The organism is Vibrio sp. 10N.239.311.G01 (assembly GCF_041465805.1).
GTDB lineage: Bacteria > Pseudomonadota > Gammaproteobacteria > Enterobacterales > Vibrionaceae > Vibrio > Vibrio crassostreae_C.
The window spans coordinates 1-19,644 of the sequence record NZ_JBFSRM010000003.1 but is presented as its reverse complement, the minus strand read 5'-3'; the positions used below and the strand labels follow the sequence as shown (position 1 = coordinate 19,644).

At 45.2% G+C, this 19,644-nt stretch carries 15 protein-coding genes; 11 read left to right on the top strand and 4 right to left on the bottom strand.

Translation table 11 applies throughout. The features are described from left to right. Window positions 1–48: 48 nt before the first annotated feature. Complete coding sequence (locus AB6D06_RS02865) at window positions 49–807, bottom strand: DUF1853 family protein (protein ID WP_017061951.1); 759 nt, start codon at window positions 805–807, stop codon at window positions 49–51. Between the two features lie 90 nt (window positions 808–897). Between AB6D06_RS02865 and AB6D06_RS02860 the strand changes: the two genes are divergently transcribed. Beyond that, entirely contained in the window at window positions 898–1,656 is a 759-nt protein-coding gene (locus tag AB6D06_RS02860) for a Nif3-like dinuclear metal center hexameric protein (protein ID WP_102428736.1), read from the top strand. 248 nt (window positions 1,657–1,904) lie between these two features. Here the strand turns inward: AB6D06_RS02860 and AB6D06_RS02855 are convergent, their stop codons facing one another. After that, entirely contained in the window at window positions 1,905–3,194 is a 1,290-nt protein-coding gene (locus tag AB6D06_RS02855) for a citrate synthase (protein WP_017061949.1), read from the bottom strand. 417 nt (window positions 3,195–3,611) lie between these two features. Between AB6D06_RS02855 and sdhC the strand changes: the two genes are divergently transcribed. The 8 genes from sdhC to sucD all read left to right on the top strand — a co-directional run bounded on the left by sdhC (window position 3,612) and on the right by sucD (window position 13,227). Beyond that, window positions 3,612–4,004 (top strand): succinate dehydrogenase cytochrome b556 subunit, encoded by a 393-nt coding sequence (gene sdhC / locus AB6D06_RS02850; protein ID WP_017061948.1) that lies wholly within the window; start codon window positions 3,612–3,614, stop codon window positions 4,002–4,004. Next, entirely contained in the window at window positions 3,998–4,345 is a 348-nt protein-coding gene (gene sdhD, locus AB6D06_RS02845) for a succinate dehydrogenase, hydrophobic membrane anchor protein (RefSeq protein WP_010436768.1), read from the top strand. Before sdhC ends, sdhD begins: the two co-directional genes overlap by 7 nt. Continuing rightward, on the top strand, window positions 4,346–6,112 hold the full coding sequence (sdhA, locus tag AB6D06_RS02840; RefSeq protein WP_048606450.1) for a succinate dehydrogenase flavoprotein subunit: 1,767 nt from the start codon (window positions 4,346–4,348) through the stop codon (window positions 6,110–6,112). 12 nt (window positions 6,113–6,124) lie between these two features. Beyond that, the gene (locus tag AB6D06_RS02835; RefSeq protein ID WP_010436773.1) at window positions 6,125–6,838 is read left to right on the top strand and encodes a succinate dehydrogenase iron-sulfur subunit; all 714 of its coding nucleotides are present in this window, start codon (window positions 6,125–6,127) and stop codon (window positions 6,836–6,838) included. Between the two features lie 97 nt (window positions 6,839–6,935). Further along, a complete protein-coding gene (sucA, locus tag AB6D06_RS02830) occupies window positions 6,936–9,752 on the top strand; it encodes a 2-oxoglutarate dehydrogenase E1 component (RefSeq protein ID WP_017061946.1) in 2,817 nt (938 codons plus the stop codon). 21 nt (window positions 9,753–9,773) lie between these two features. Continuing rightward, window positions 9,774–10,982, top strand: coding sequence for a 2-oxoglutarate dehydrogenase complex dihydrolipoyllysine-residue succinyltransferase (odhB, locus tag AB6D06_RS02825; protein WP_017056410.1), 1,209 nt, complete (start codon window positions 9,774–9,776; stop codon window positions 10,980–10,982). Between the two features lie 206 nt (window positions 10,983–11,188). Further along, complete coding sequence (gene sucC / locus AB6D06_RS02820; protein ID WP_019820479.1) at window positions 11,189–12,355, top strand: ADP-forming succinate--CoA ligase subunit beta; 1,167 nt, start codon at window positions 11,189–11,191, stop codon at window positions 12,353–12,355. Continuing rightward, complete coding sequence (gene sucD / locus AB6D06_RS02815) at window positions 12,355–13,227, top strand: succinate--CoA ligase subunit alpha (protein ID WP_004734209.1); 873 nt, start codon at window positions 12,355–12,357, stop codon at window positions 13,225–13,227. The genes sucC and sucD overlap by 1 nt, the downstream gene beginning before the upstream one ends. Window positions 13,228–13,340: 113 nt before the next feature. Here sucD and znuB read toward each other — a convergent pair whose 3' ends face one another. Together znuB and znuC are read right to left on the bottom strand one after the other, a co-directional pair. Continuing rightward, window positions 13,341–14,126, bottom strand: coding sequence for a zinc ABC transporter permease subunit ZnuB (znuB, locus tag AB6D06_RS02810; RefSeq protein ID WP_017061944.1), 786 nt, complete (start codon window positions 14,124–14,126; stop codon window positions 13,341–13,343). After that, window positions 14,126–14,905: a zinc ABC transporter ATP-binding protein ZnuC gene (gene znuC / locus AB6D06_RS02805; RefSeq protein ID WP_017061943.1), complete on the bottom strand. Its 780-nt coding sequence runs from the start codon at window positions 14,903–14,905 to the stop codon at window positions 14,126–14,128. The genes znuB and znuC overlap by 1 nt, the downstream gene beginning before the upstream one ends. Window positions 14,906–14,988: 83 nt before the next feature. On the opposite strand from znuC, the gene znuA reads away from it, so the two are divergent. Then, a complete protein-coding gene (znuA, locus tag AB6D06_RS02800; protein ID WP_017067380.1) occupies window positions 14,989–15,879 on the top strand; it encodes a zinc ABC transporter substrate-binding protein ZnuA in 891 nt (296 codons plus the stop codon). Window positions 15,880–16,148: 269 nt separating this feature from the next. Further along, window positions 16,149–19,511, top strand: a complete 3,363-nt coding sequence (locus AB6D06_RS02795) for a helix-turn-helix domain-containing protein (protein WP_372109948.1) — start codon at window positions 16,149–16,151, stop codon at window positions 19,509–19,511. The last annotated feature ends 133 nt before the right edge of the window (window positions 19,512–19,644 follow it).

Sequence of the window (19,644 nt, the reverse complement as noted above, 5' to 3'; positions counted from 1 at the left end):
TGTTAGTTACGTATAAGCGGGAAAAGGTAACTGAGTTAGCTCAGACGACTAACCGTGTGGCCAACTTTGTGGCATCACAAACCAGAATTGCCCCGACTTTGTTTGCCCATGGACGAAGCGATCACCGAACTCGGTGATCGGCTGACTGCTGAAATCATCCGTCCCTGCTGCCCATTGCTCTTTGGTGAGTGGATACAGTGGTTCACTGATTAAATGAGCCTGATCTTGATAGCACCAAAAGCCGTTTACTTGGCTTGGGTTAATGTCATAGCCCAAGCATTTTGTCGGTATGTTTTGCTCTAAGAAAGGGTTGGTATATAGACGACCTTGCATCAGTAAGTGTTTTGAGTCGACATCGATTTCTGGATATTGCTCAACAAAGGCGGCAGAAGAGGACATTTCGAGTTGGTGGCTGAGCATCCTGTCGAGTTTCTTATCCAATTGGTCGTGAGAGTTGGGTCCAAACCATGTTTGTTCGTGGAGCAGATAAAACTTAATCGCCACTTCCCAATGTTCCAGCTTTTGGCTGCTCTCTTCTTTAAGAATAAAGTCGATTGCACCGAGAGTTCTGCCTTCCACATTGATCTGAATCTCGTCGTGCTTTATTGAGTAATTCGGTGAGGCTGCGATCACTTGCTCGCATAGATATTGGTAGAGGAAACCTAATCTAGGATTACCCTCATAAGTATGTGATGAGTCGATGGCATGGTTGCTAGAGAATGCACTGAGATCCGAAACCGGTGGCTTGATTTCTAGTAATGGCGGTGAGTCGATGACCCATTGGTAAAAACGTTGCAGTGCTGTCATCTCTTCCTCATAAACTCATCGTGGGGCTTTCGACATTCTACCCGTAAATTGATATAACGACGTTATTATAAAGGTAAGCTGGAAAGAAAAATGATTAACTTACAATTAGAAAAGCTACTTAACGAAAAACTGCAGCCACAGCAGATTAAAGATTACTGTCCTAATGGTCTTCAAGTTGAAGGCGCGACAGAAGTGAAGCGAATCGTTACTGGTGTAACAGCTTCTCAAGCCTTGATTGATAAAGCGGTAGAACTGAACGCAGACGCTTTGTTGGTTCATCACGGTTTCTTTTGGAAAGGTGAGTCAGAGGCAATTCGTGGCATGAAGGGCAAACGCATTCGCACTCTGATAAAGAATGACATTAACCTTTTGGGTTATCACTTACCTCTCGATATCCACCCTGAACTTGGTAACAACGCCAAACTCGCTGAACTGCTTGATATTGAAGTAGAAGGTGGCTTGGAAGGGCACCCACAATCGGTTGCTATGTTTGGTAGATTAAAAACACCAATGACAGGTACTGAATTCGCAGAAAAAATCGATCAAGCTCTAAATCGTAAACCACTGCATATCGCTCCAGAAAACCAAGACAAAATGATAACGACCGTCGGTTGGTGTACTGGTGGTGGTCAAGACTACATTGAGCTAGCGGCTTCTCAAGGCATTGATGCTTTTATTTCTGGTGAAATTTCTGAGCGCACTACTTACTCAGCACGCGAGCAAGACATTCATTATTTTGCTGCTGGCCACCACGCGACTGAGCGATACGGTGTAAAAGCGTTAGGTGAATGGTTAGCGGAAGAACATGGCTTGGATGTTGAGTTTATTGATATCGATAACCCAGTTTAAGAGCAGATGCGAGATAAGGGGTACGAGTCGAGTGTATGCGTCGTTCTCTAGAATTGAGCAGGTAACCTGTATAGTTTATCTGCTCGCTTAAGGAGATCCCCAACTCATTCGTCCCTCGTTCTTGGGGATGACGATATTATTTTATTCGTTCACTTCGCATTCTTGAGGATGACGGGGTTGAGAGCGTACAAAAGAAAAGGGGTTGATGTTCTCACATCAACCCCTTTTAACATTATGATTTATAGCAACTATTCACGTTCGTGAAGTGCTTTAAAGTCACGTTGTTCTTCACCAGTATATAGCTGACGAGGACGACCGATACGGTTCGTCGGATCGCTGTGCATTTCGTTCCAGTGAGCAATCCAACCGATGGTACGAGACATCGCGAAGATTACTGTAAACATAGATACTGGAATACCGATTGCTTTCAGAATGATACCTGAGTAGAAATCTACGTTCGGGTATAGCTTCTTAGAAACAAAGTACTCATCAGAAAGAGCGATACGCTCAAGTTCCATCGCTACGTCTAGTAGTGGATCTTGGATGTTTAGCTCTTTAAGCACTTCGTGACACGCTTCGCGCATTACTGTTGCACGTGGGTCGTAGTTCTTGTAAACACGGTGACCGAAGCCCATCAAACGGAATGGGTCATCTTTGTCTTTTGCTTTCGCAACGTATTCTTCAATGTTATCTACGCTACCGATCTCTTCAAGCATGCGCAGACAAGCTTCGTTTGCACCGCCGTGAGCTGGGCCCCAAAGTGATGCGATACCTGCTGCGATACACGCAAACGGGTTAGCACCAGATGAACCAGCAAGACGCACTGTAGACGTAGAAGCGTTCTGTTCGTGGTCAGCATGTAGAGTGAAAATCTTATCCATTGCACGAGCAACGATAGGGTTCACTTCATACTCTTCACATGGGTTTGCAAACATCATGTGTAAGAAGTTTTCTGCGTAGCCTAGGTCGTTACGTGGGTAGATAAACGGCTGACCGATTGAATATTTGTAACACATTGCAGCCAGTGTTGGCATTTTTGAAATCAGGCGGTATGCCGCAATTTCACGGTGTGTATCGTTGTTGACATCAAGTGAGTCGTGGTAGAACGCCGCTAGAGCGCCTACAACACCACACATTACAGCCATAGGGTGAGCGTCACGACGGAAGCCGTGGAAGAAACTAGCGATTTGCTCGTGCACCATAGTGTGACGTGTCACGGTAGTCTTGAACTTTTCGTACTCAGCTCGAGATGGGGCTTCACCGTAAAGAAGTATGTAACATACTTCTAAGTAATCAGCGTTATTGGCAAGTTGGTCGATTGGATAACCACGATGTAAAAGAATGCCTTTTCCACCGTCAATAAAAGTGATTTGAGACTCACAGGATGCAGTGGCAAGAAAACCAGGGTCAAAAGTGAAAAAACCATTAGAACCTAGTGTACGAACATCGATCACTGGAGTACCAAGTACACCTTCTGTAATCGGCAGCTCGATTGGCGCTTGACCTTCAATGTGAAGGGTAGCTTTCTTATCCGCCATAACAATCTCCTTTGTTTATTATTTAATCCGTCCAGGATGTTTATGTGCCATTTTTTTACTGGTCTTACGTGGGAAAGTCAATTTTTCTGAAGCTTTGTGTGCACTTGTTAGTGTTTTTTACATTAAATTCGTTAAAAATCTGGTCTGTGTAGCATTATTTGTTACATCAATTGTATTAGAATGTTGCCAGTCGTATAGTGACGCTGAAAAGTTTGGTTAAAACCTTATAAATGCAAGGCTAAGAAGAAATGTGAGGTGTCTTTCTTAATCGAGCAGTTAACAATTATTTTACAATTATCTAAGGCTCAACTTCAGTTATTTGTTAAGTTAATGTTAAATTTTGAAGGTTTACAATCAAATTTTGTCCATAACAATATCATAAGGTTATTTAATGACCATAATGCTCAATGGAGCTGAGTGAGCAAGCCCGTGAAAGAAAGAAAGACAAGACCTGTTAATTTAGATTTACAGACCATCCACTTTCCAATCACAGCAATAGCTTCCATCCTACACCGTGTGTCTGGGGTGATAACTTTTGTCGCGATTGGAATTCTGCTTTGGTTACTATCCATTTCCCTCTCATCCCCAGTAGGCTTTGCCGAAGCTAGCGACATTGTCGATGGTTTCTTCGTGAAGTTTATTCTGTGGGGCATTTTAACCGCTTTGGCTTACCACATTGCTGGTGGTATTCGTCACCTTCTTATGGACCTTGGTCACTTTGAAGAGCTGGAATCTGGCGCTAAGAGCGCTAAGGTTGCATTCGCAGCAACAGCGGTATTGTCTCTACTAGCGGGGATCTTAGTATGGTAAACAACGTTTCTACTTTTGGTCGTAATGGTGTCCACGATTATCTATTGATTCGTGCAACTGCCATCATTATGACGCTTTACACTATCTACCTAGTTAGCTTCTGTGCTTTCTCTGGTGATATCTCTTACGCATCTTGGACGCAATTCTTTGGTGGAACCTTCACTAAAGTCTTCACCATGTTAGCGCTTACTTCTGTTTTGGTTCACGCGTGGATCGGCCTATGGCAAGTACTAACTGACTACATCAAATGCGCAAAACTGCGTGTTGGTCTTCAAGTCGGTGTTGTTGCAGTTCTTCTTGGATATTTCTTCTCTGGTCTGTTTATTTTGTGGGGTGCGTAAGTGACTATTCCTGTTCGTGAGTTTGATGCCGTAGTGATCGGCGCTGGTGGTGCAGGTATGCGTGCCGCACTGCAAATTTCTGAGCAAGGCCTTTCTTGTGCATTGCTTTCTAAAGTTTTCCCTACTCGTTCTCATACGGTTTCAGCGCAAGGCGGCATCACTGTTGCTCTTGGTAACGCGCATGAAGACCATTGGGAACAACATATGTATGACACAGTAAAAGGTTCTGATTACATCGGTGACCAAGACGCTATCGAATACATGTGTAAAAACGGTCCTGAGTCGGTAATCGAACTCGAAAAAATGGGCCTGCCTTTCTCTCGTTTTGAGAACGGTACTATTTACCAGCGTCCTTTCGGTGGTCAATCTAAAAACTTTGGTGGTGAGCAAGCGGCTCGTACCGCAGCTGCAGCCGACCGTACTGGTCACGCACTGCTTCATACGCTTTACCAACAAAACATTAAACACAAAACGACGGTTTTCTCTGAGTGGTATGCACTGGATCTTGTTAAAAACGAAGATGGTGCAATTTTAGGTACTACCGCGCTTTGTATGGAAACGGGCGAGGTTTGCTACTTCAAAGCGAAGGCAACAATCCTTGCGACTGGTGGTGCTGGTCGTATCTACGCATCAACAACCAATGCACACATTAACACTGGTGACGGTGTTGGTATGGCGATTCGTGCTGGCGTTCCTATGCAAGACATCGAAATGTGGCAGTTCCACCCGACGGGTATCGCTGGTGCAGGTGTATTGGTAACGGAAGGTTGTCGTGGTGAAGGTGGTTACCTTCTCAATAAAGACGGCGAACGCTTCATGGAACGTTACGCACCAAACGCTAAAGACTTAGCGGGTCGTGATGTTGTTGCTCGTTCAATGATGGTTGAAATTCGTGAAGGTCGCGGTTGCGATGGCCCTTGGGGTCCACACATCAAGCTTAAGCTTGATCATCTAGGTAAAGAGACACTTGAATCTCGTCTTCCTGGTGTATGTGAACTTTCTCGTACCTTTGCTCACGTTGATCCAGTGAAAGAGCCAATCCCAGTAATCCCGACATGTCACTACATGATGGGTGGTGTTCCAACACAAGTTTCTGGTCAAGCTATTAAGCAAACCGAAGACGGCAGCGATGTTGAAATCCAAGGTCTATTTGCTTGTGGTGAAATCGCATCAGTATCAGTACATGGTGCCAACCGTCTAGGTGGTAACTCACTGCTTGATTTGGTGGTATTTGGTCGTGCGACAGGTCTACACCTAGGTGAGACACTGAAGAAGCAAGACGAAGCGAAACCTGCAACTGAAGCTGACATTGAGCGTTCACTAGAGCGTTACAACCGTTGGGAAAACAGCACAGACGGCGAAGATCCAGCGCAAATCCGTAAAGATCTTCAGCAATGTATGCAGAACAACTTCTCAGTATTCCGTGAAGGCAAAGCAATGGCTGAAGGCCTAGAAGAGCTAAAAGCGATTCGCGAGCGTCTGAAAAATGCACACCTATCTGATAAGTCTACAGAGTTCAACACTCAACGTATCGAGTGTCTAGAGCTTGAAAACTTGATGGAAACGGCATTCGCAACGGCTGTTGCTGCAAATTTCCGTACAGAGAGCCGTGGCGCACACGCTCGATTCGATTTCCCTGACCGTGATGATGAGCAATGGCTATGCCACTCACTTTACAACCCAGAGTCAGAGAGCATGACTAAGCGTGGTGTAAACATGGAACCTATCCATCGTGAAGCGTTCCCACCAAAAGCACGTACGTACTAAGGAGATATGACCATGAAACTGAATTTCTCTTTATATCGTTACAATCCAGATGTCGACCAGAAACCTTATATGAAGGAATACACTCTAGAAGTGGATGAAGGTTCAGACATGATGCTTTTGGATGCGCTTATTCTGTTGAAAGAGCAAGATCCAACAATCTCATTCCGTCGCTCATGCCGTGAAGGTGTATGTGGCTCGGATGGTTTGAACATGAACGGTAAAAATGGCCTAGCGTGTATCACGCCATTGTCTGCGCTTTCGGGCCAAGACAAGATTGTGATTCGCCCACTGCCTGGCTTACCCGTTGTTCGTGACCTGATTGTAGACATGACTCAGTTCTACGATAACTACGAAAAAGTGAAGCCATTCTTAGTGTCTGATGGCAATGTGCCACCGGCTCGTGAAAACTTACAAAGCCCTGATGAGCGTGCTCATTTAGATGGATTGTACGAATGTATCATGTGTGCATGTTGTACAACGTCATGCCCATCATTCTGGTGGAACCCTGACAAATTCATCGGACCAGCAGGCCTGCTTGCAGCGTACCGTTGGCTAATTGATAGCCGAGATACAGCGACAGACGAACGTTTGTCCGATCTTGATGATGCATTTAGCGTTTTTCGTTGCCATGGCATCATGAATTGTGTAAGTGTTTGTCCTAAGGGATTAAATCCGACGAAAGCGATTGGTCACATCAAGACCATGCTAGTGAATCGTTCGGTTTAAGTTATATAAAAATTGCCGCCCTAGAAGTTTTGGGGCGGCCTTTTAATAGCTCGGCATAGACCGCAGCAAACGTGAAAACTACTGGTTAAGGGAAAATATGCACAACGGCGTGATGAAGGCATGGCTCGAGTCTTCACACTTGGCTGGCGCCAATGCAACGTACGTAGAAGAACTCTATGAACTGTATCTAAGTGACCCAGATTCGGTAAGTGACGAATGGAGAAGTGTTTTTGAAGAACTGCCTGTGCAAGCTTCAGAGACAGTGGAACAACCACACTCTCGTGTTCGTGAATACTTCCGTCGACTCGCTCAAGAAACAAAGCATTACAGTGTCCAAGTTAGTGATCCAGATGTCGATGCGAAACAAGTAAAGGTTCTGCAACTTATTAATGCCTATCGATTCCGAGGGCATCAAGCAGCAAATCTAGACCCCCTAGGTTTATGGAAAAGAGCGACAGTTGATGAACTGGACCCTTCTTTCCACACTCTTACCGAAGATGACCTCAATGAGACGTTCAACGTCGGCTCTTACGCCATTGGCCAAGAGACGATGGTGCTTAAAGATCTCTACAAATCTCTAAAGCAAACGTATTGTGGCTCTATTGGTGCTGAATACATGCACATGACAAATACAGAGCAAAAGCGTTGGATCCAACAACGTTTAGAGTCTGTATCTGGTCAACCCTCTTTCAACAAAGAAGAAAAGCAAGCTTTCCTAGAAGAGCTAACTGCTGCTGAAGGTCTTGAGCGCTATCTTGGTGCGAAATTCCCAGGCGCAAAACGCTTCTCGTTGGAAGGTGGTGATGCTCTTATCCCAATGACGAAAGAAATTATTCGTCATGCTGGCGGACAAGGCATGCGTGAAGTTGTTGTTGGTATGGCTCACCGTGGTCGTCTAAACATGTTGGTCAACGTGCTTGGTAAAAAGCCACAAGACCTGTTTGACGAGTTTGCGGGCAAGCACGATGACACGTGGGGTACTGGTGATGTGAAATACCACCAAGGCTTCTCTGCGGACTTCGCAACGCCAGGCGGCAACGTTCACTTAGCACTAGCATTTAACCCATCTCACTTAGAAATCGTAAACCCGGTAGTTATCGGTTCAGTACGTGCACGTCAAGATCGCCTTGGTGATAATGATGGTAGCCGTGTACTTCCAATTACTATCCACGGTGACTCAGCTATCGCTGGTCAGGGTGTAGTACAAGAGACGTTTAACATGTCTCAAGCTCGTGGTTTCTGTGTAGGTGGTACGGTTCGTATCGTTGTAAACAACCAAGTTGGTTTTACAACGTCTAACCCTCGCGATACACGCTCTACGATGTACTGTACCGATATCGCGAAGATGGTTCAGGCTCCGATTTTCCACGTTAACTCTGATGATCCAGAAGCGGTTGCGTTTGTTGCGCGTCTTGCATTGGATTACCGTAATACGTTTAAGCGTGATGTTGTTATTGATTTGGTTTGTTACCGTCGCCACGGTCACAATGAAGCCGATGAGCCGAATGCAACACAGCCTTTGATGTACCAAAAAATCAAGAAGCACCCAACACCACGTAAGCTTTACGCTGACGTGCTAATGGAGCGCGGTGAGTTTGGTATTGATACAGCAACTCAGCTAGTTAACGAATATCGTGATGCACTTGATCACGGTGAAGTTGTGGTTAAAGAGTGGCGTCCAATGGCACTTCACTCAGTAGACTGGTCTCCTTACCTAGGTCACGACTGGAACATCGAGTGGGATAACAAGATTGATATCGAGCGCCTGAAAGAGCTTGGTACCAAACTTTGTCAATACCCGGACAGCCACAAGCTGCAAAGCCGAGTAAATAAACTGTACAACGATCGTACTGCCATGGTGAATGGTGAGAAACAAGTCGATTGGGGTATGGCTGAAACTCTGGCATACGCAACACTTGTTGACGACGGTAAGCGTATTCGTATCTCAGGCCAAGATTCAGGTCGTGGTACGTTCTTCCACCGTCACTCAGTACTGCACAATCAATCAGATGCAAGCACGTATGTTCCTCTTGCGAACATTCATGATAAACAAGGGCCATTCCAAGTGTTTGACTCTGTGTTATCTGAAGAAGCGGTACTCGCATTTGAGTATGGTTACGCGACAGCAGAGCCAAGCGGTCTAACCCTTTGGGAAGCTCAATTTGGTGACTTCGCAAACGGTGCACAAGTTGTTATCGACCAATTCATTTCATCAGGTGAGCAAAAGTGGGCACGTCTATGTGGTCTAACTATGCTGCTTCCTCACGGTTATGAAGGCCAAGGCCCGGAGCACTCTTCTGCACGTCTTGAGCGTTACCTTCAGTTATGTGCTGAACAAAACATGCAGGTTGTTGTTCCTTCAACACCAGCTCAGGTTTACCACATGATTCGCCGTCAGGTTGTTCGACCAATGCGTCGTCCACTGATTGTAATGTCACCTAAGTCATTGCTTCGTCACCCTCTGTGTACTTCTTCTCTTGAAGATTTGGCAGAAGGCACGTTCCAACCAGCTATCGCAGAAATTGATGACCTGGCGCCTGAGAACGTAAAACGCGTCGTGTTCTGTTCAGGTAAGGTTTACTTTGACCTGCTTGACCAAAGACGTAAGAACGAGCAAGACGATGTCGCTATTGTACGTATTGAGCAACTTTACCCGTTCCCTTATGAGGATGTGAGAGCTGCCATCGCACAATACACAAATGTAGTCGATTACGTTTGGTGTCAAGAAGAGCCACAAAACCAAGGTGCTTGGTACAGTAGCCAACATAATTTCCGAGCTGCTATCCCAGTAGGTGCTGATATTCAATACGCAGGTCGTCCTGCATCAGCATCACCAGCTGTTGGCTATATGTCAGTACACTTGAAACAACAAAAAGCGTTAGTTGACGACGCTTTGACCCTACTTAAGAACTAGAAGTAAAAGGAAAATACGCACATGACAATTGAAATTCTGGTTCCAGATTTACCTGAATCTGTGGCTGATGCAACAGTTGCTACTTGGCACAAAAAACCGGGCGAAGCGGTTGCACGTGATGAAGTCATTGTAGATATCGAAACAGATAAAGTAGTTCTAGAAGTACCGGCTCCTGAAGCGGGTGTTCTGGAAGCTATCATCGAAGAAGAGGGTGCTACGGTACTTTCTAAGCAGCTTCTGGCTAAAATCAAGCCGGGTGCTGTCGCTGGTGAACCAACGAAAGACACCACTGAAGATACAGAAGCATCTCCTGATAAGCGCCATAAAGCTGCGCTAACAGAAGAGAACAACGACGCGCTAAGCCCAGCTGTTCGTCGCCTGCTTGCTGAGCACAACCTACAACCAGCTGACGTTAAAGGCACTGGTGTTGGTGGTCGTATTACTCGTGAAGACATCGACGCACACCTAGCAGCAGCGAAAGCGGCTCCGGCAGCAGCATCTGCACCAGCAGTTGAAGCGCCAGCAGCGGCTCGCAGCCAAAAACGCGTGCCTATGACTCGCCTACGTAAGACAGTTGCAAACCGTCTTCTAGAAGCGAAAAACAGCACAGCAATGCTGACTACTTTCAACGAAGTGAACATGAAGCCAATCATGGACCTTCGTAAGCAGTACAAAGACCAATTCGAGAAGCGTCACGACACGCGTCTTGGCTTCATGTCTTTCTACGTGAAAGCAGTAACAGAAGCGCTAAAACGTTTCCCAGAAGTGAACGCTTCTATTGATGGTACAGATATCGTTTACCACAACTACTTCGACATCAGCATGGCGGTATCTACGCCACGTGGTCTAGTGACTCCAGTACTTAAAGACTGTGACACACTAGGTTTCGCTGATATCGAAAAAGGCATCAAAGAGCTAGCAATCAAAGGCCGTGACGGCAAGCTAACGGTTGATGAACTGATGGGTGGTAACTTCACTATCACAAACGGTGGTGTATTTGGTTCTCTAATGTCTACGCCAATCATCAACCCACCTCAAGCGGCAATTTTGGGTATGCACAAAATCCAAGACCGTCCAATGGCTGTTGATGGCAAGGTAGAGATTCTACCAATGATGTACCTAGCGCTTTCTTACGACCACCGTCTAATCGATGGCCGTGAATCAGTTGGCTTCCTAGTGACCATCAAAGAGCTTCTAGAAGATCCTGCACGTCTGCTATTAGACGTTTAGTATCGCTAAAACGTCTAGTTAACCCCGTTAGCTAGACGTAAAAAGTTTCAAAGGCTAGGCTGCTCAACGTCTGGCCTTCAATTGAACTGTAAAGCCATTAGAAAATGGACAGCAGTTGTTTTGAGAAGACCCTACAGACGTAACACAGGAAACTGTGTCGTTATGGAAATAATAATCCCTTAAGGGAAAATAAACGGAATATCAAAATGAATTTGCATGAATACCAAGCCAAACAGCTGTTTGCAGAATTCGGTTTGCCTGTACCAGAAGGTTTCGCATGTGATACTGCACAAGAAGCTTTCGAAGCTGCAGGTCGTATCAGTACAGCCAAGAAAGTCGTTAAGTGTCAAGTACATGCTGGTGGCCGCGGTAAAGCGGGCGGCGTAGAGCTACATGACACCAAAGAAGGCGTTAAAGAGTTTGCACAAAAGTGGCTAGGTAAAAACCTAGTGACTTACCAAACAGACGCTAATGGTCAGCCTGTAACAAAGATCCTAGTTGAAGAAGCATCAAACATTGCTAACGAACTTTACCTAGGTGCTGTTGTTGACCGCGCAACGCGTAAAATTGTATTCATGGCGTCAACTGAAGGCGGTGTGGACATTGAGAAAATCGCTGAAGAAACTCCAGAGTTGATTCACCAATCAGCGATCGATCCTCTAGTAGGCCCTCAAGCTTACCAAGGCCGTGAACTTGCGTTCAAACTTGGTCTAGTTGGCGATCAAATCAAACAGTTCGTTAAGATCTTCATGGGTCTTGGCAAAATGTTCTCTCAGTACGACCTAGCTCTACTAGAAATCAACCCGCTTGTCATTACTGGCGAAGGCAACCTGCTTTGTCTAGACGGTAAGATCAACATCGACTCAAACGCGATGTACCGTCAGCCTAAACTACGTGAAATGCACGATCCATCTCAAGAAGATGAGCGCGAAGCACACGCAGCACAGTGGGAACTGAACTACGTAGCACTAGATGGCAACGTTGGCTGTATGGTTAACGGTGCAGGCCTTGCGATGGGTACGATGGATATCGTAAACCTACACGGCGGCAAGCCAGCAAACTTCCTTGATGTAGGCGGCGGCGCGACTAAAGAGCGTGTAGCTGAAGCATTCAAGATCATCCTTTCTGATGACAATGTTAAAGCAGTACTCGTAAACATTTTCGGTGGCATCGTTCGTTGTGACATGATCGCTGAAGGTATTATCGGTGCAGTTAAAGAAGTCGGCGTAACAGTTCCTGTAGTTGTTCGTCTAGAAGGTACAAACGCAGACCTAGGTCGCGAAGTACTTGCTAATTCTGATGTTGATATCATTGCAGCTGAATCTCTAACAGATGCTGCTCAGAAAGTTGTTGCTGCTGCGGAGGCTAAATAATGTCTGTATTAATTAACAAAGACACTAAAGTAATCTGTCAGGGTTTCACTGGCGGTCAAGGTACATTCCACTCAGACCAAGCTATCGCATACGGTACGCAAATGGTTGGTGGTGTTTCACCTGGTAAAGGTGGTCAAACTCACCTAGGCCTTCCAGTATTCAACACAGTACGTGAAGCGGTAGAAGTAACTGGCGCAACAGCAACAGTTATCTACGTACCAGCTCCTTTCTGTAAAGATGCAATCCTAGAAGCGATTGATGCAGGTATCGAACTGATCGTAACGATCACTGAAGGTATCCCTACAACAGATATGATCGACGTTAAAGTGAAGCTAGAAGAAACTGGCGTTCGCATGATCGGTCCTAACTGTCCAGGTCTTATCACTCCAGACGAGTGTAAGATTGGTATCATGCCTGGTCACATCCACAAGAAGGGTAAAGTAGGCATAGTATCTCGCAGCGGTACTCTGACGTACGAAGCAGTTAAGCAAACAACAGATGAAGGCTTTGGTCAGTCTACATGTGTTGGTATCGGTGGTGACCCTATCCCAGGTTCAAACTTCATTGATATCCTAAAACTTTTCCAAGAAGACCCAGAAACTGAAGCAATCGTAATGATTGGTGAAATCGGTGGTACTGCGGAAGAAGAAGCGGCTGAGTTCATCAAAGCAAACGTAACTAAGCCAGTTGTATCTTACATCGCTGGTGTTACTGCTCCTCCGGGCAAGCGTATGGGCCACGCAGGCGCAATCATCTCTGGCGGTAAAGGTACTGCTGAAGATAAATTCGCAGCACTAGAAGCAGCAGGCGTTAAGACTGTTAAGTCTCTTGCTGACATCGGTAAAGGCCTACGTGAAATCACGGGTTGGTAATCAGCTGGCTTTTATCGATTGAGATAGAAGTTAATTGAAACGATATAAAAAAGGCTTGGTCACTGACCAAGCCTTTTTTATGTTTTCGAGATACGAGATCGTACTGCTAAGTGCTAAGCTCGACTTCTAACCATTTGAGATAGCATAAACATTGCTGCCGCACTGATAACCACAGACGGGCCAGCAGGCGTATCATAGAACCAAGACAAGCTTAATCCACCGAATACAGCGATAGAGCCAATAATTGATGCAAGGAAGGCCATCTGCTCAGGTGTGCTCGAGAACTTCCTTGCCGTTGCTGCAGGAATAATCAGTAGCGATGTCATGATTAACGCACCAACAAACTTCATACCGACAGCAATCACGATACCGACCAATAGCATCAGAATCAGACGCATTAAATCAATGTTGATGCCATCAACCGCCGCGAGATCTTCGTTAACCGTCGTTGATAGTAGTGGTCGCCAAAAGATAGCAAGTACTAATCCAATCACAGCAGCACCCGCATAGATGAACACTAAATCCGTTGGAGATACTGCCAGCAAGTCACCAAATAGGTAGCTCATTAGGTCAACACGAACGTTATCTAAGAAACTGACAGCAACCAAACCAAGTGATAGCGCACTGTGCGCCAAAATACCGAGTAGGGTATCGGTCGCGACCAGCTTTTGTTTTTGTAAAGTCACTAGCAACACGGCCAGCATCAAACAACAAATCAGCAGCGCGAAATACAAGTTAATGTTGAACAGAAAGCCAAGTGCTAAGCCCATCAAAGAAGCGTGAGCAAGCGTGTCACCAAAGTAAGCCATCTTACGCCACACCACGAATGAACCTAGTGGGCCTGCAATTAGTGCAATACCCAAACCCGCCAAAATAGAGGGAAGAAGAAACTCAAGCATTAGTGGTGTCCGTGTTTATGGTTTGAACATTCATGCACGTCGCCTTCGACAGGCTGGCCTGCGAGATCATGATGGTGATGTTCGTGTTGGTGATGATAAAACGCTAGCGTCTCTTGGGTCGCGGTGCCAAAGAGCGCAATATACGAAGGATGGTGTTTGATGTCTGCAGGTGCGCCTGAGCAACAGATGTGGTGGTGTAAACAGATAACATCGTCTGTTTTTGCCATCACTAAATGCAGATCGTGTGAAACCATAAATACGGCACAACCAAAGCGGTGGCGAATGGTGTCAATCAAGTCATACAGGTCTATTTGCCCTTGAACGTCGACGCCTTGAGCCGGTTCATCGAGAACCAGTAGATCTGGTCTTCTTAGCAATGAACGAGCAATGAGCACACGTTGGTTTTCTCCGCCAGATAGCTGGTGCATGTTACTCTTCTGCAGATGTTCAGCACCAACAAGCTTCAATGCTTCAAGGATCTCTTGCTGACTGAAATTGCCAGTGAGTTTTAGAAAACGCTCTACGTTGAGCGGTAGGGAATCATTGAGCTTTAATTTTTGTGGTACATAGCCAATTTTCAGTTTTTTAGCTTTTGTTATTGTGCCTGAAAATTTGGTCTGTAAACCCAGTACCACTTTTACTAATGTCGACTTTCCTGCACCGTTTGGCCCAATCAGGGTGGTGATTCTGCCGCGCTCTAAATTTAGAGAGATGTTGTCTAGAACTTTTCGACCGTCAAATTCGACGCTCACAGAATCTAGTTGGATTAAGTTATCCATGAATAGAACTCATTTGCAATTCGCTAATGTTATAATGTAACATTTACCTCAAGCCTAAGCTACTTTTCTATTATCGAGGGATTATGTCACGTTCATCTTTTATACTTGCTACTTTGCTTTTAGCGCCAAGTGTCGCAAGTGCCAATACTATTCTAACAAGCTTTAAACCAATTCAAATGATTGTGACAGAATTAACGCAAGGCGTTAGTGAGCCGGATGTGTTGATGAACAGCAATGCTTCGCCGCATGATTATGCGCTTAAGCCATCGGATGTCAAAAAAGTTCATAGTGCCGATATGGTCATCTGGTTCGGCCCTGACCTAGAAGCCTTTCTGACTAAGGTGATTGGTTCAAAAGAAAATGTTATCAAGATCAGTGATATTCCCGGAATCAACTTGCGAGAGTTCGGACACGAAGAGCATGACCACGATGCACATGAAGGGCACCACCACGGTAGCCATGACCCGCATTTTTGGTTAGGTATCGAGCAAGTTGAAGTAGCTGCAAAATACATCTCAGCTAAGTTGATTGAATCTGATCCAGACAACGCAATGGCGTACCAAGAGAATCTCGATTCATTCCTGATTGCATTGAAAGAGAAGCAACAGTCTATTCGAGAGCAACTTGCACCCGTGAAAGACAAAGGTTACTACGTTTTTCATGACGCGTATGGTTACTTTGAGCAAGAGTTTGAGCTAAATAACTTAGGTCACTTTACGGTGAGCCCAGAGCGTAAGCCGGGTGCAAAAAGCCTGATCGCTATTAAGAAAACGATAGTACGTGAAAACGTTCAATGTGTGTTTTCTGAGCCTCAATTCACTCCTGCTGTGATTGAATCAGTGACGCGCGGAAGTAACGCAAAACAAGGTCAGCTTGACCCTATCGGTTCAACAGTTGAAGTGAAGAGTGGAAGCTATTTCGATTTTCTTCAGCAACTTACAGATAGCTATACAAGTTGCTTAGACGAGAAGTAAGTCATAAACGAGTATTCTTTACTCTACTTTGCTCTCGTTAATTTATGAATCATGCCGCTTTTTGCGGCATTTTCGTGACCGCTAAGATAAAACCTCCTAACAAATAACAAACCTCCTTTCTCCTTTTCTAATTTCCGCTAAAATGGAAAGATAATAATAATCACAAAAAAACTCAGTTTTTGGTTTAGCAACGATAAGACGTTGTGGTACCCAAAATTTCATGTGTTGTTGCTGTTCAGGATTAAGAGTTGTATCGAATTATCTTCAAAATGTTCATGTTAATGAGCATTTCATTTAGCGTTCTAGCGGTAAATACCTCGCCCTCCGTTTTCTATCCTTTGTCCGCTCAAGCGCAAGGGAATTTCCTTGCGGCTAAAAACTTGTATTTAGGTGCCGGAGGTGGGCTCTGGGTTCATGATGTGCATGGAAAAGTACTCTTTTACGATGGTCGAACTCTATTCCCTCGCAAGGGAAGCTTACTGCAATTTTCTTCGGAAAGAGTCGCCTTTCTGAACGATGAGTTTTGGACATTTTTCGACAATGAGGTCTATCGACATAACCCTGGAATTGGCAACGAATTGGCGTTTAGCCTAAGTCCCGGCGCTGAAATAGCGAATATCGGTGCATCAGGCGATTATATTTGGGTTACTGACGGCAGTAATTTCTATACCTACAACACTCAATCTTTAGAATTCAACACCTACTCTCTACTTAAACTGTACCGATACAATAACAGCAGTGACATTGCGATTAACGACGCTGAGTGGGTACTATCAAAGTGGGTGCTAGCGACCAGTTCTGGCGTTTACCTTTCAGAGAATCAAGAGTTTACCCATGTCACCGCATCAGACAAAAACCATATTAAGACGGTTTATTTTTCGAATGCTCGACGTGAGTTAGTGATCGGTACTTTAAATGGTGCTGTGATTGTTGATCTCGCGAACCCAGACAAAGAGACCATCGTTAAAGGGTCGCATGTTCTCTCGTTGGCCGAAACTTCGGACCAGTATTGGATTGGTACAGAGCACGGCCTTATTAGCTACAACTTTATTACGGGACAAATTACTCGATTCGAACAAGCCGCTAGTCAAGACTTCTCGTTACCGGGTGAGAAAATATATTCGTTGATAAACGATCATGCTGGTGGTATGTGGGTTGCGACAAACAACGGTATCCGATACTTCTCACTGTTCAGCAAAACCTTCTCGAGAACACCCCTAACTGGAATGGGCATGCATTCGAGTAGTGTGGTGATCAATAAAGTACTGCCTGTCAGTGACCAGTTATCTTGGGTCGCGTCTTCAATGGGGCTCTACTTGGTTGATTCTGAAAGTGAAGAGAACCCAATTCGTGTTTACTCTAACCCTGTTAATGATTTTGAGATCTTTGGCTCTTCCATTTGGTTGGCGACCGAACAAGGTATCATCAGTCTAAATACGGAAACACTACAACCCGAAGCCCTTGATTTACCAAGGCCAATTGAGGGAGTGCGTGTTGAAAACCTTGCGCTTCAAGCCGATAACGTTCTTTGGATGACCTCTGGGCAAAACCTCTATTCGTTATCTATCGAAACCATGAAACTGACGAGTTATGGCACTGACTGGTTAGTCGACAAGTTCTTGCCTGCGAAGATCACCGCTCTCAATGTAGGCTTGCTAGGTCGCATCTATATAGGAACGGATCATGGCTTCTACTCGTTCATTGATAAACGAATTAGCTTTAGTCGTTCCAGCGAACGGTTTGGCAAAGTCGTCGATATTGAAAAAGCGAAGGATGGAGCGCAGTGGTTTGCGAGCAGTTATGGCGTGTATCGAATCCCGGATGACAGCTCTATTATTCAAGAAATCACTCTTGTTGAAGACAATATTAGCCCCAACTGCCTGATAAGCGATGACAATGGTGTTTGGTTAGGCTCTTCGAAAGGCATCAGTTATTACGGATTGGATGGGCAACTGCATAAACACATAGGTTCGCCATTTGGTTTGATCACCAATGAACTGGCGGCAGGAGCGTGTGCTCTTTTTTACAGTCAAGATAGCCAACCTTCGAGGCTTGTTTTCGGCTCAAAGTATGGTGTAGTCAGCGCGTTATCTAACGAGTTACTGGTATCAACTACACCTCATAGCCGTGCCTTGTTGAGTAAGATAAGTGTCGACCAACAAACGGTATCACTTGGCGGGAAAACGGCAGAGCTGGATGAGATTCCTTATGGTTCATCGATGGGGTTTAAGCTAGGTATCTTACCAGCAACGTTCGCACCTGCGATGGAATACCGACTGAGCGACGATGAACCTTGGAGTGAGTTTGAAGGGGGCTTGTTAACGCTCGATCATCTTCTTCCTGGGGATTACACACTTGAAGTGAAGCCGGTTAAAGGCTCCCATTATCGCTTTGTGTCAACCAATCGAAGCTTTTCGATTGCAGAACCTTGGTATCTGACCAATTGGGCTGCAGCAAGCTCTCTTATATTACTGATTGGCGTTGTGACTATCTTAGTCTTTTGGCGTTCGCGTTATGTCACTTTTGCCAACCGGCACTTAAAAGCGCAAGTTGCACTGAAGACAGACCAATTGAGACACCAAAGCCGGATATTACTCGCGACTAATCAACAGCTTAAAAAGCAGCTATCCGTGAAGAATGCGCTTGTGTCTCACACTGCCAATGAACTCTCTTCTGAAGTGAATCATATTGCTGCGATGCTCCCGAATTGGAATGACGAGCTCGGGAAGTCGCCGATTCTAACCTTGAAAAATGGCTTAGCGCAATTGAGCAATACCCCCCAAGGGAAAGGGCAAGTTTGTTACGATATAATTTTAATCTTAGAGGCGGTACTCAAAGCTTGGCAGGATGACTTAACCAAAGCCGGTATTGAATTGGATATTAAAGTCGAAACAAAACAACGATATGTCTCGTTGCTGTATTTTAATCTCGATATTATCTTCAATAGCTTGGTTGCGAGCATCATCAAGAGAAACTTTAAGTCGCAGAGTATGGTGGTTCTGGTTGAAGAGGTTAAGGAGCATCTTGTTGTGACCATTCGAGATCATGGGATGCCTTTCCCTAAACTGGCATCAAGCATGGGTGACAATACCGGAAAGTCGACCGACCTTAACATCGAAAAGCTGCCGCTATTGATGAATCAGAGCGGTGGTGAGCTTAATGCCTTGGTTTCGGAGTCTCAAAATAAGGTTCAGCTTTCGTGGCCAATTGAGTATCAAGTACTCGACAATCTTGAAGCCAGCACAATTGAACAGATTGAAACCATTAAGCTTGCCGCCTCAACACCAGAGCAACAAAAACTGACAGCGGAACAAGAGTGGAAGAACAGAGTGTCGCAGCTTGTGAGTGAAAACTACGCTGATGCCGAGTTCAGTACTGCAACTGCCGCTAAGTATTTGTTTATGTCTGAGAGAAGCTTACAGAGACGCTTTAAATCGGCTTACAACAAGACCTTCAAAGAGCACTTGAATGAAGTACGTCTAGAGCATGCGTGTGAGCGCTTACTCGCTGGAGAGAAGATCTCTGATGTGGCGTTTGATTCGGGGTTCAATGACCCTTCCTATTTCAGTCAAAGGTTTAAGCACCACTTTGGCATGTCACCATCTAAGTTTGCTGAAAACAACGAAGAGTAGCACGCAGCGGATACTCAGCTAGAACATAAATAAAGATACTTTAGCCTCGACATTCGTGTTGGGGCTTTCTTATGCTTCTACGAGATACGAGATACGAGATACGAGATACGAGATACGAGATACGAGATACGAG

Bases quoted from the DNA above. Each gene is read 5' to 3' on its own strand.
- AB6D06_RS02795 (WP_372109948.1), top strand. From the start codon at position 16,149: ATGTTCATGTTAATGAGCATTTCATTTAGCGTTCTAGCGGTAAATACC.
- AB6D06_RS02835 (WP_010436773.1), top strand. From the start codon at position 6,125: ATGAAACTGAATTTCTCTTTATATCGTTACAATCCAGATGTCGACCAG.
- AB6D06_RS02860 (WP_102428736.1), top strand. From the start codon at position 898: ATGATTAACTTACAATTAGAAAAGCTACTTAACGAAAAACTGCAGCCA.
- sucA (WP_017061946.1), top strand. From the start codon at position 6,936: ATGCACAACGGCGTGATGAAGGCATGGCTCGAGTCTTCACACTTGGCT.
- znuB (WP_017061944.1), bottom strand. From the start codon at position 14,126: ATGCTTGAGTTTCTTCTTCCCTCTATTTTGGCGGGTTTGGGTATTGCA.
- AB6D06_RS02855 (WP_017061949.1), bottom strand. From the start codon at position 3,194: ATGGCGGATAAGAAAGCTACCCTTCACATTGAAGGTCAAGCGCCAATC.
- AB6D06_RS02865 (WP_017061951.1), bottom strand. From the start codon at position 807: ATGACAGCACTGCAACGTTTTTACCAATGGGTCATCGACTCACCGCCA.
- znuC (WP_017061943.1), bottom strand. From the start codon at position 14,905: ATGGATAACTTAATCCAACTAGATTCTGTGAGCGTCGAATTTGACGGT.
- sdhD (WP_010436768.1), top strand. From the start codon at position 3,998: ATGGTAAACAACGTTTCTACTTTTGGTCGTAATGGTGTCCACGATTAT.
- sucD (WP_004734209.1), top strand. From the start codon at position 12,355: ATGTCTGTATTAATTAACAAAGACACTAAAGTAATCTGTCAGGGTTTC.
- odhB (WP_017056410.1), top strand. From the start codon at position 9,774: ATGACAATTGAAATTCTGGTTCCAGATTTACCTGAATCTGTGGCTGAT.
- sucC (WP_019820479.1), top strand. From the start codon at position 11,189: ATGAATTTGCATGAATACCAAGCCAAACAGCTGTTTGCAGAATTCGGT.
- znuA (WP_017067380.1), top strand. From the start codon at position 14,989: ATGTCACGTTCATCTTTTATACTTGCTACTTTGCTTTTAGCGCCAAGT.